The following is an 11,702-nucleotide window of genomic DNA, read 5'->3' as shown; positions in this document are numbered from 1 at the left end:
GCGGCGCCCTCCGCCGGGAGGCGCGGCCCGCCGCCGCTCCGCGCGGCGCCCTCCGCCGGGAGGCGCGGCCCGCCGCCGCTCCGCGCGGCGCCCTTCAAATCAGGAAGGAGGTCCTCCCCATGCCCGACATCCTGCTCCGCCCGGCGGAGGGGCCCATCGCCATCTCCCCCCAGGCCGCGGCGCGGCTCCTGGACCGGGGCGACGGGGACGCCGCCCTGCTGTACCTCGCCCTCCTCCGCCGCCGGGAGGGCACCTCCCCCCGCTCCCTGGCGGGCGAGCTCCGCTGGGACCGGGGCCGGATCGAGGCCGCGGAGGGCGTCCTCCGGGAGCTGGGCCTCCTGGCCCCCGTGCCCCCGGCCCCGCCCGCTCCCGCCGACGAGCCGCCGGTCTACCGCCAGGACGAGGTGACGGACACGCTGGAGTCCTCCGGCGAGTTCCGCACCCTCACCGCCGAGGTGGAGCGCCGCCTGGGGAAGAAGCTGACCATGCCGGACCTGTCCACCCTGCTGGGGCTGTACGACCACCTGGGGCTCCCCGCGGACGTGATCTACCTCCTGGTCTGCCACTGCGCCCAGAGGACGGAGGAGCGCCTGGGCCCCGGACGCCGCCCCACCCTCCGCCAGATCGAGCGGGAGGGCTACGCCTGGGCGCGGCTGGGCATCGATTCCCAGGCCGCCGCCGCCGAGCACCTGCGCAGGTACGCCCAGGGCCGGGAGGCCCTGCCGCAGCTGATGCGGGCCCTCCGGCTGGGGGACAGGCCCCCCTCCGCCAGCGAGGAGGAGTACCTGCTCCGCTGGCACCGGTGGGGCTTCGGCCCGGAGGCGGCGGCGCTGGCCTGCGACAAGACCATCCTCAAGTGCCACGAGTTCAAGTGGGCCTACTGCAACGCCATCCTCCGGCGCTGGCACGAGGAGGGGCTGCACACCGTGGAGCAGATCGAGGCGCGGGACGTCCGGCCGGGCAGGGCCGCCGGGACGGCCGGGAAGGGGCCCTCCGGCGCCGCGGCCCCCGGGGCCGGCAACGCCTGGATGCGCAAGTACATCGAACGAAGGGACAGGGAGGACTGAGCCATGGCCTACGACGGCAAGATCGCGCGCCGGGCCCTCCAGCGCTATGAGGAGGACCGGCGGCAGCGCCAGGAGCGCTTCCAGGCCCGGCGGGAGGGCGTCTACCAGCGCCAGCCCCGGCTGCGGGAGATCGACGGGGAGCTCCGGGCCACCATGAGCCGGATCCTCTCCGCCGCCCTGCGCCGGGGGGCGGATCCCCGGCCCGCCGTGGACGCGCTGAAACGCCGGAACCTGGGCCTCCAGGAGGAGCGCCGCTCCCTGCTGGAGGGGATGGGCCTCCCGGCGGACTGCCTGGACGAGGCCCCCGCCTGCCCCCTGTGCGGGGACACCGGCTACCGGGACGGGCGGATGTGCCGGTGCCTGCGGGATTACTGCGCGCGGGAACAGCAGAAGGAGCTGAGCCGGATGCTGGACCTGGGGAGCCAGAGCTTCGAGACCTTCTCCCTGGAGTGGTATGACCAGGCGGAGGACCCGGCCCTGGGGGTCTCCCCCCGGGAGAACATGGACTGGATCTTCCGCACCTGCCGCCGCTGGGCCGCCGGGTTCCGCCCGGAGGGCGCGGGGAACCTGCTCCTTACGGGAGACCCCGGCCTGGGGAAGACCTTCCTCTCCGCCGCCATCGCCCGCGAGGTCAGCGGCGAGGGCTTCTCCGTGGTCTACGACACCGCCGTCCACATCTTCGAGCGCTTCGAGGCCCGGAAGTTCGGCCGGGAGGCCGGGGAGGCGGTGGACGCCGACGTGGAGCGGGTGCTGGGGTGCGACCTGCTGATCCTGGACGACCTGGGGACGGAGATGACCACCCCCTTCGTCCAGAGCGCGCTGTACAGCATCGTCAACGGCCGGATCCTGGGCCGGAGGCCCACCATCGTCAGCACGAACCTGAAGCTGGACGAGCTGGCCCGGCGCTACGGCCCCCAGACCGCCTCGCGCCTGGAGGGGGAGTACCGGGTGCTGCCCTTCTTCGGGGAGGACATCCGGCGGCTGAAAAAGGAACGGAGCTGAAAGGGGCCGGCGGGGAGGGACCGCCTGGGCCTCCCGTGCCCTCCCTTCCCGCCGCCCGCGTTTTTCGATAGTTCGATAGACTGAGGGACTGCCGGACGGCAGTCCCTCTTTTTCTATCCTTCTATCTTTAGCGTTCTCCTGAGGGGGCCGGCGGGGGCTCCGTCACGGCTCCCGCTCCAGCGCCCGGCAGAGCATGGACGCGGCCTCGCCCCGGGTGGCGGAGCGGCTGGCGTTGTACGAGCCGGAGGCCATGCCCAGCGCCTGGGCGATGGCGGCGTAGCCCAGCTCCTCGGCGGGGATGCGCGCTTCGTCGTCATAGCCGCAGGCGAAGATGCCCTCCAGCCGGGCGGCGGGGCCGTACCCGGCGGCGTCCAGCAGCATCCGGACCAGCTCTCCCCGGGTCAGGACGGCCTCGTCGTCCCGCTCCGCCGGGGACAGGAGGCCCAGGCGGTAGGCGCGGTAGTACGGGGCCTCCCGGCCGTCCGTGTCCACGGCGTCCGGGTCCAGCGCCGTCCCGTCCAGGCTGTAGACCAGGCAGACCAGGTCCCACTGGGTCAGGTCCCTGCCGGGCCGGAACGCCCCCCCGGCGAAGCCCGCGCCATAGCGCGCCAGCGCCTCGATGTCCGCCCGCGCCGCGCTCCCGGCAAGGTCCGTATAGGTCAGGGGCCGCTGGACGTCCCCCCGCTCCTCCCGGACCGGGGCCCCGGTCTTGGCGTCCACGCCCTCATAACGCTCCTGCCGCTCCAGGCCGTAAGTGAGGCGGAGGGCGTAGGGATGCTCCATGGCCTGCTCCGGGAGCTCTGCCAGGGGGACGCTCCGATAGGCCAGGACGGTCTCATAGGTCCCCGCCCACGCGGCCAGGGCCGCCTCCATCGAGACCACGCCGCCGGCGTCGTCGAAGGTCACGTCCTCGTCCCAGGAGGAGGAGAGGGAGTAGACGGACCCGTCCGCCGCGTCGATGCCTACGTGGACGGCGTTGCCCCGGAAGGGCAGGCCGCTGGCCTCCTGGGCGAAGGTGAAGTGCCAGTACGGCTGGACGTCCGTCCGCCAGGGCGCGGCGTCGCTGCCGGAGGGATAGAGCACCAGGTCCCGGTCCGGGCACCAGGCCCTCAGGAAGGCTTCGGCCTGCTTCAAAGCGTCCGCCTCCGTGACCGTCTTCTCCCGGTCGTAGGGCGCGGAGGACCACACGCCCTCTACCGCGCCGGTCTTGGCGTCCACGGTGATGTTCCGGGTGAGGCGCCGGCCGCTGTCCGTGCGGGCGTAGCGCAGGGAGCAGAGGACTTGGTCCTCTCCGCTCTCGTAGGAGGCGGAGATCAGGGCATAGCCCCGCAGGCCGTAAGCGCTCTCGGCCCGGAGGGCCTTGTCCAGCGCCTCCTTAGGCAGGACGCCCTCCAGCTCCGCGACGCCTTCCAGCTCCGCGCCGGTGAGGGAGCCGGCCTCCCCCCGGTCGGCGGCGGCGTCCATAGGGGCAGGGGCCGCTCCGTTGGCTCCGCCTGCGGTGTCATAGGCCCTGCCCAGCGCCTCCTCCAGCTCCGTCAGGTCCAGGAGCTCCCCGGTCTTGGCGTCCGCCAGGAACTCGTGGACCGTCTCCGGCACATAGCGCAGGACGGCCCTGGTATCGCCGGGGTCTGCCAGGACGTACTCCAGGCGGAGGGCCAGGGTGCCCTCCAGGTCCGCGCCGGCCTTGGCCCGGTCCGCCGGGGCCTCCGGGGAGGGCACGCCGGCGGCGGAGGACGCCTCCGGCACGTCCCGGCCGAAGCCCGTCACCTGCCCGTCCTCCACGGTGATGTTCCAATGGAGGGGGGAGGGCAGGCCGTTCAGGGAGATCCTGCCCTCCCAGGAGCTGGCGGAGCGGCCTCCCCGGAACAGGCCGGCCTCTTCGTCCTCCAGCTCCACGGTCTCCCCGTCCCGGAGGACGCGGGACAAAAAGTCCTCCGCCGCGGCCCGGTCCTCCCTGCCGCTGACTTCCGGGAAGACGGGGAGCACGTCCCAGCGATAGCCGCTGGGGCTGGGGTCGTGCTCCCAGCGGGAGAGGTAGACGACGGTGCCGTCCTCCAGGGCCTGGATGGAGAGGGAGCGTCCGCCGCCTTGCCACTCCAGGTCCCAGACCGGGACCAGGTCTTGATCCACGCTGCCGCGGAAGGTCTCGTAAGCGTCCGTGTCCAGGGACAGGGCCGTCTTCACCGCCCGGGTGACCTTGGCGAGACGGGCGTCCGCGTCCTCCTCCCCGGCCGCGGCGGCGGGGAGGGCCAGCGCCGCCAGCAAAGCGGCGGACAGGGCCAGGGAAAACAGTCGTTTCATGAGTCGTCCCTCCTGATCGTATCGTTCGATGGTTTAGACGGCGGGGGCCGGGGGAAAGTTCCCGCTCATTTCAATTCGTCCAGCGTCAGGGAGAAGCTCTCCAGGAAGGTCTCCAGGAAATACCGGACCTCCGGCATCCCATAACCCTCCAGGGCGCGCCGGGTCTGGGCGGCGGCCTCCCGGAACTCCAGGTTCCCCGCCTTCAGCTCCTCCACGCATTTGATGTGGGCCGACAGCTTGTCCGCCGCCTTCACCAGCCTCCGGACCTCCGGGTCCACCTCCGTCAGCACGGGGCGGTAAGCGTCCCGCAGCCCCTCCGGCAGCATGGCCAGCAGCTTCCCCTCCGCCACGGCCTCCACGTCCTTATAGGCGCTGCGGATGGCGGGGTTGTCGTATTTGATGGGCGTGGGCATGTCCCCGGTCAGGATCTCGCTGGCGTCGTGGTACAGCGCCGCCGCCGCCACGAGGCCGGGGTCCACGGCCCCGCCGAAGCGCTCGTTCCGGATCACCGCCAGCGCGTGGGCCAGGACGGCGGTCTGATGGCTGTGCTCCTGGACGTTCTCCGGCGCGGTGTTGCGCATCAGCGCCCAGCGCTGGATGAACCGCATCCGGGAGATGTACGCGAAGAAATGGCTCCTCATGGCATGATCCCTCCGATCTGTCCGAAGAGGACCTCCCCGTCCGTGCTCAAGATCCGCACCTGGCGGATCTGGCCGTGCAGATCCTCTCCCTTGGCCAGTACCTCGGCGTAGTTGGGCGCGTGGCCCAGGAAGAGGCCGTCGTGTCCGGCGGGCTGCTCGAACAGCACCTCGTAGGTCTCCCCCACGCAGCCCTCCAGGTAGGCCCGGCGGGTCTTGGCGGCGGCCTCCGCCGCCCGGCGGGCCCGCTCCGCCCGGACGGGCTTGGGCACCTGCTCCATCTCTGCCGCCGGGGTGCCGGGGCGCTCGGAGTAGGGGAAGACGTGGACCTTGGCGAAGCGGCAGGACTCGATGAACGCCAGGGTCTGGGCGAACTCCTCCTCCGTCTCCCCGGGGAAGCCGGCGATCAGGTCCGTGGTGACGGCGGGATGGCGGAACCACCGCTCCAGCAGCTCCAAGGACTGGAGGTAGCGGGCGGTGCGGTATTTCCGGCGCATCCGCTCCAGCGTGGCGTCGCACCCGCTCTGGAGGGACAGGTGGAACTGGGGGCAGAGGTCCGGCAGTGCCGCCGCCCGCTCACAGAACTCCTCCGTGATGGTCCGGGGCTCCAGGCTGCCCAGCCGGAGGCGGACCCCCGGCGCGGCGGTGCTGACGGCCTCCACCAGGTCGATGAGGGACAGGCCCTGGCCCAGGTCCCGGCCCCAGGAGGAGATCTCGATCCCCGTCAGCACGATCTCCCGGTAGCCCTCCGCCTTCAGCTCCGCGGCCTGGACCGCCGCCTCCCCCATGGCCAGGGAGCGCACCGGCCCCCTGGCGTAGGGGATGATGCAGTAGGAGCAGAAGTTGGAGCACCCGTCCTCGATCTTCAAAAGGGCCCGCGTCCGGCCCTCCAGCCCCCCGGCGGGGAGCCATTCGATGTGCCGCCGCTGGGAGGGGTGGTCGATCCGTTCCAGGGGGGCGCCGCGCTCCCGGACGGCCTTCTCCAAAAGGCCCAGGAAGCCCATCCGGTCCCCGGAGCCCCCCAGCACGTCGGCCCCCAGGCCCCGGGCCTCGGGGGCGTGGGTCTGGGACCAGCAGCCGCATACGCCCACCACGGCCCCGGGCCGGTCCCGGCGGACCCGGTGGAGCACCTGGCGGCATTTTTGATCGCTGGCGGCGGTGACGGAGCAGGTGTTGACCACATAGGCGTCCGCCTCCTCCTGGAAGGGGACGATGCGGTGCCCCCGGGCCCGGAGCTCCTGCTCCATGGCCTGTGTCTCGTATTGGTTCACCTTGCAGCCAAGGGTGTAGACGGCGACTTTCATGAGTTGTACGATTCTCCTTGCGCTTTCTTGGATTTGCCGCTATAATAGCGTGATGCATCCTAATTATACTAAGATCGCCCCCATTGGGCAAGCCCCAACGGAAAGGAGTTTTTCCCCATGATCTACCTGGATCACGCCGCCACCACGCCCGTGCCGAGGGCCGTGGCGGACGCCATGTATGAGGTGCTGACGGAGCGCTTCGGCAACCCCAGCTCCCAGTACCCCTTCGGAGCGGAGATGAAGAAGCGCGTGGAGGGCTGGCGGCGGACGGTGGCCGCCGCCCTGGACTGCCCTCCGGAGCGGCTGTGGTTCACCTCCTGCGGCACCGAGGGGGACAACTGGGCCCTCCGGGCCGCCGTCTGGCAGAACCGGCATCTGGGCCGCCACATCGTCACCACGGCGGTGGAGCACAGCGCCGTGCTGGAGACCTGCCGCCAGCTGGAGCAGGAGGGCTGCGAGGTCACGTACCTGGCCCCGGAGCAGGACGGCACGATCGGCGCCGGACAGGTGCTGGAGGCCGTCCGGCCCGACACGGCGGCGGTGTCCGTCATGCTGGTGAACAACGAGCTGGGGACGGTGTACCCCATCGCGCAGATCGCCCGGGGCCTGGCCGCCATGGGATCCAAGGCCCTCCTCCACACCGACGCGGTGCAGGGCCTGACCACCTTCTCCGCCAAGGACCTGGGGGCGGACTTCGTGACGGTCTCCGCCCACAAGATCGGCGGGCCGAAGGGAGTGGGCGCGGTGTACATCGGCCCCCGGGTGCGCTCTCCCCGCCCCCTCCTGGCGGGCGGCGGGCAGGAGCGGGGCCTCCGCTCCGGCACCGAGGCCACCGCCCAGATCGCGGGCTTCGCCAAGGCGGCGGAGCTGCGGATGGAGCATCTGGACCGGGACCGGGCCCACCTGGCGGAGCTGCGGGCCTATGCCGGGGAAAAGCTGCTGGCCATCCCGGACATGGTGGCGGTGGGGGCGGGGACGGCCCCCCACGTGCTGGCGGCGTCCCTGGCGGGCTGGCCCAGCCAGAACATCGTCACGGACCTGGGGAGCCAGGGGATCTGCATCTCCGCCGGCTCCGCCTGCCACCAGGGCCGGCCCAGCCACGTGGTCGCCGCCTTGAAGCTGCCCAGGCGGACCGCCTCCGGCGTGATCCGGATCAGCTTCGGCCCGGAGACCACGTTCGAAGAGATCGACGCCTGCGCCCAGGCCCTCCGGCGGCATCACGACAGCCGGATGCCCATGCTGGGATAGGGCCTCCACCGGCGGTGCGGCGACCATCCAACAGGACCGATAAGTCATAGATAGTAAGTCATAGATAGTATAAGGAGCATCATGTTCAACTGCCTGCGCCGTGAGCCCGGCTTTTACAAACGGCTCTTCAAGCTCTCCCTGCCCATGATCTTGCAAAACCTCATCACCTTCTCCCTGGGGCTCATCGACACCTTCATGGTCTCCCGCCTGGGCAACGAGGAGATGGCGGCGGTCACCACGGCCAACGTCCCCGTCTTCCTGCTCATCAGCATCGTCTTCGGCTTCCAGAGCGGCCTGGGCATCCTGATCAGCCAATACTGGGGCAAGGGGGACGTGAAGAACGTCAGCCGGGCCCTGGGCGTGGCCTCCCTGCTGGGGACGGCCGTCACCGTGGTCCTGGCCCTGCTCTTCTTCGCCGCCCCGGTGCGGGTGATGGACCTGCTCTCCAACAGCCACGACCTCAGCCTCCTGGGGGCGCCCTATCTGCGGGTCATCGGCTTCTCCTACGTCTTCAACATGCTCTCCTCCCTCTATGTCAGCGCCCGGCGGAGCGTGGAGGACCCCGGCTTCGGCATGAAGCTCTTCGGCTTCTCCACCATCCTGAACACGGGGCTGAACTACCTGCTGATCTTCGGCCGGGGAGGCTTCCCCGCCCTGGGGGTGGCGGGCGCCGCCATCGCGACGCTGCTGGCCCGGATCGGCGAGTTCGTCATCTGCGTCTATTGCGCCCTGCGGAGCAGGGCCATCCCCCTGGACCTCAAGGGGTTCTTCCGGCCGGGGGTGGCCATGATGCGGCGCTTCGTGAAGTACGCCTCCCCCGTGGTGTTCAACGAGACCGTCTGGGGCCTGGGGAACTCCCTGCTGACGGTGATCCTGGGCTATACGGAGGAGTCCGTGGAGATGCTGGCGGCCAACGCCGTCATGGGCAACATGAACCGGCTGTTCCTGGTGGTCTGCTTCGGCCTGGGGGCCGCCTCGGCGGTGATGGTGGGCAAGGCCATCGGCGAGGGCCAGGGCCGGGACAAGGTCATGGGCCTGAGCCGGACCCTCCTCTGGTCCTCCGTGCTGGTGGGGGGCGTGCTGGCGGCCTTCTCCCTGGCGCTGGTGCCGCTGGTGTTCGTGCCCGTGATCTTCCCGCTGTTCAAGCTCTTCGGCGCCTCCGCCGAGATCGCTGCGGCCCTGGCGGTCATGGGCTTCGCCTCCATCCCCCTCCACGCCTGCGCCATCACGGCGGTGACGGGGGTCCTCCGGGCGGGGGGAGACGTGTTCTGGTCCACGGCGCTGGACATCGTGCCCCAGTGGGCGGTCTGCCTCCCGGCGACGGCCCTGGCGGCGCTGGTGTTCCGGCTCGGCTGCTGGCCCATCGCCTTCGCGATCCAGCTGGAGAGCGTGGTGAAGTTCCCGCTGTGCCTCTGGCGGGTCCAGGGCGGGAAGTGGATCAACGACGTGACGGGGGGCGAGCGGGGAGGATGAGCCTGTCCCGCGTGGCGCCGGGCTCCCGGGAGACGCCGGGGGCCGGGGCGGCGCGGGAGCGGTCGGACGCGGGGATCCCCTCCCGGATCCATGTCCTCCGGCGGTCGGGCCCGTGAGCGGCGTGCAGGATCGTGAACGTTTGCGTAAATTCTTGCGGAGCTTCCGTCAAAGCGTAAAAAAAGCTCCGGGGAGCTTTGGCGAAATCATAAAATTTTCTGCATCCACCGGAACAGGCGTTGATTTTTGGGTGAAAAAATGCTAGATTCATTCATAGCAAGTGCAGCGAAAACGATTGCGGGGGGCCCCGGCCCTCCCGGGGCCTCACGGCCCCAAGACGACGATTTTCAAGGAGGTCGTTTCTCATGTTCGATCCTAAGACTGTATCCCTGGGCATCGCCCCCATCGGCTGGTGCAACGACGACATGCCGGAGCTGGGCGGGGAGTGCACGTTCCAGCAGATCGTCAGCGAGATGGCGCTGGCGGGCTTCACCGGCTGCGAGATCGGCAACAAGTACCCCAAAGATCCCGCCGTGCTGAAGAAGGCCCTGGACCTGCGGGGCATGCGCATCGCCAGCCGCTGGTATTCCTCGTTCCTCCTGACCCGCCCCTTCGAGGAGGAGGTGAAGGACTTCACCGCGAACCTGGACTTCCTGGCCGCGGTGGGCGCGGACCGCATCAACGTCAGCGAGCAGAGCTGGTCCATCCAGGGCCAGATGGACACCCCCGTCCTGACCGGCGGACACAAGCACGTGATGGACGACGCGGAGTGGGACCGCTTCTGCGACGGGCTGGATAAGCTGGGCAAGATCGCCGCGGACCGGGGCTTCAAGCTCTGCTTCCACCACCACATGGGCACCGTGGTCCAGACCAGCGAGGAGACCGACCGCATGATGGCCAACACCGACCCCCGGTACGTCTTCCTCTGCTATGATACGGGCCACTTCACCTTCGCCGGCGAGGATCCCCTGACCATGCTGAAGAAGTACGTGGACCGCGTGGGCCACGTGCACCTGAAGGACATGCGCCTCCCCGTCGTGGAAGAGGCCCGGAAGAACGACTGGAGCTTCCTCCAGGCCGTGCGCAACGGCGCGTTCACCGTCCCCGGCGACGGCGGCGTGGACTTCGACCCCGTGTTCAAGGTGCTCTCGGACGCCGGCTACCAGGGCTGGCTGCTGGTGGAGGCCGAGCAGGATCCCGCCAAGGCCGATCCCCTGGAGTACGCCATGAAGGGCCGCAAGTACATCAAGGAGCACACCGGGCTCTGAGGGGCCGAGGGGGAGCGGCCTCCCCCTTGAAGATCCCCCCCGCCGGTCTGCGGACCGGTGCCGCCCGCGGCGGCTGAGGCGGCGGCATCTCCGCGACGGGCATGCCGCCGCGGGAACGATCCCATCGTATCCCTCCTCTGTTGGCCAAAGGGCCAAAATTCGATCTGGAGATGATCCCAATGACCTATTTCAGCAAGAACGACGAACTCAAACAGGGCTATAACGCCTATATCGACACCTCCGTGGACGATATGGGCACCCAGATGGACATCGGCCTCCTGGTCATGGAGCCCGGCGACGTCTTCACCATCCGCGAGGCGGAGAAGGAGACCGCCGTCCTCCTCTTCGCCGGGAACGTCACCTATGAGTGGGCGGGGAAGGTCGTGGAGGCCGACCGCCCGGACAGCTTCCACCATGAGGCGTACTGCCTCCTGGCGGGCAGGGGCGAGGAGATCCGCCTCACCGCCCACGCCCACAGCGAGCTCTACATCCAGAAGACCCGGAACGATACGCCCTTCGAGGCCGTCATGTACACCCCGGAGACCGTCCAGACCCAGCACGCCGGGAACAAGGGGGAGCTGCTGGGCTGCATGGAGCGGGAGATCAAGACCTTCTTCGACCACGACAACGCCCCCTTCTCCAACATGGTCCTGGGCGAGGTGCTGAACCACCCCGGCAAGTGGTCCTCCTATCCCCCCCATCACCATCCCCAGCCGGAGGTCTACTTCTACCGCTTCGACTATCCCCAGGGCTTCGGCGCGGGCTTCGCCAACGGCGAGATCTACAAGACGGGCCAGAACGGCTGCGCCGTGATCACCAGCGGCTTCCACTCTCAGACCGCCGCGCCGGGCTACGCCATGTGCTACGCCTGGGGCATCCGGCACCTGGAGGGCGACCCCTGGCTGAAGACCCGCATCGACGACGAGGAGCACGCGTGGCTCTGGAAGCCGGACGCCAACGAACACATCTATCAAGGATAACATAAAGGAGGTCTTCCCGATGGATACGATCCGCTTAACGACGGCCCAGGCCATCGTCAAATTCCTGGATAACCAGTATGTCTCCATGGACGGCGTGGAGACCAAGTTCGTGGAGGGGTTCTTCACGATCTTCGGCCACGGCATCGCCGTGGGCCTGGGCGAGGCCCTGGACACGGATCCCGGCGCTCTGCGGGTCATGCAGGGCCGGAACGAGCAGGGCATGTGCCACACGGCCATCGCCTTCGCCAAGCAGAACTGCCGCAAGCGCATCATCGCCTGCGCCTCCTCCGTGGGCCCCGGCGCGGCCAACATGGTCACCGCCTGCGCCACGGCCACGGTGAACAACATCCCCCTGCTGGTCTTCCCGGCGGACACCTTCGCCTCCCGCCAGCCGGACCCGGTGCTCCAGCAGCTGGAGCAGAGC

General features: G+C 69.8%; 10 protein-coding genes. 7 read left to right on the top strand and 3 right to left on the bottom strand.

Annotated elements, in window-relative coordinates; genetic code table 11:
• Positions 1-119: 119 nt before the first annotated feature.
• Both QZ332_RS11605 and QZ332_RS11600 read left to right on the top strand, forming a co-directional pair.
• Positions 120-1,067 (top strand): DnaD domain protein, encoded by a 948-nt coding sequence (locus QZ332_RS11605; protein WP_295765559.1) that lies wholly within the window; start codon positions 120-122, stop codon positions 1,065-1,067.
• Between the two features lie 3 nt (positions 1,068-1,070).
• On the top strand, positions 1,071-2,069 hold the full coding sequence (locus QZ332_RS11600) for an ATP-binding protein (RefSeq protein ID WP_295765557.1): 999 nt from the start codon (positions 1,071-1,073) through the stop codon (positions 2,067-2,069).
• A 162-nt stretch (positions 2,070-2,231) separates the two neighbouring features.
• On the opposite strand, the gene QZ332_RS11595 is transcribed toward QZ332_RS11600, so the two are convergent.
• The 3 genes from QZ332_RS11595 to mtaB all read right to left on the bottom strand — a co-directional run bounded on the left by QZ332_RS11595 (position 2,232) and on the right by mtaB (position 6,312).
• Positions 2,232-4,370, bottom strand: a complete 2,139-nt coding sequence (locus QZ332_RS11595; RefSeq protein ID WP_295765555.1) for a YcdB/YcdC domain-containing protein — start codon at positions 4,368-4,370, stop codon at positions 2,232-2,234.
• Positions 4,371-4,435: 65 nt separating this feature from the next.
• Positions 4,436-5,011, bottom strand: a complete 576-nt coding sequence (gene yfbR / locus QZ332_RS11590; RefSeq protein ID WP_295765553.1) for a 5'-deoxynucleotidase — start codon at positions 5,009-5,011, stop codon at positions 4,436-4,438.
• Positions 5,008-6,312 (bottom strand): tRNA (N(6)-L-threonylcarbamoyladenosine(37)-C(2))-methylthiotransferase MtaB, encoded by a 1,305-nt coding sequence (gene mtaB / locus QZ332_RS11585; RefSeq protein WP_295765551.1) that lies wholly within the window; start codon positions 6,310-6,312, stop codon positions 5,008-5,010. The genes yfbR and mtaB overlap by 4 nt, the downstream gene beginning before the upstream one ends.
• A gap of 117 nt (positions 6,313-6,429) precedes the next feature.
• Here mtaB and QZ332_RS11580 point away from each other — a divergent pair, with 117 nt between their 5' ends.
• The 5 genes from QZ332_RS11580 to QZ332_RS11560 form a co-directional block, all read left to right on the top strand.
• Positions 6,430-7,560: a cysteine desulfurase family protein gene (locus QZ332_RS11580; RefSeq protein WP_295765549.1), complete on the top strand. Its 1,131-nt coding sequence runs from the start codon at positions 6,430-6,432 to the stop codon at positions 7,558-7,560.
• 81 nt (positions 7,561-7,641) lie between these two features.
• Positions 7,642-9,033, top strand: a complete 1,392-nt coding sequence (locus QZ332_RS11575) for an MATE family efflux transporter (protein ID WP_295765547.1) — start codon at positions 7,642-7,644, stop codon at positions 9,031-9,033.
• A 362-nt stretch (positions 9,034-9,395) separates the two neighbouring features.
• Complete coding sequence (gene iolE / locus QZ332_RS11570; RefSeq protein ID WP_295765545.1) at positions 9,396-10,298, top strand: myo-inosose-2 dehydratase; 903 nt, start codon at positions 9,396-9,398, stop codon at positions 10,296-10,298.
• Between the two features lie 179 nt (positions 10,299-10,477).
• Positions 10,478-11,278: a 5-deoxy-glucuronate isomerase gene (locus QZ332_RS11565; protein WP_295765543.1), complete on the top strand. Its 801-nt coding sequence runs from the start codon at positions 10,478-10,480 to the stop codon at positions 11,276-11,278.
• A gap of 19 nt (positions 11,279-11,297) precedes the next feature.
• A partial coding sequence (locus QZ332_RS11560; RefSeq protein WP_295765542.1) for a thiamine pyrophosphate-binding protein occupies positions 11,298-11,702 on the top strand: 405 nt, incomplete at its 3' end.

It is taken from the genome of uncultured Oscillibacter sp., from assembly GCF_910584465.1.
Taxonomy (GTDB): domain Bacteria; phylum Bacillota; class Clostridia; order Oscillospirales; family Oscillospiraceae; genus Oscillibacter.
This window is presented reverse-complemented; position numbering and strand designations above follow the sequence as displayed.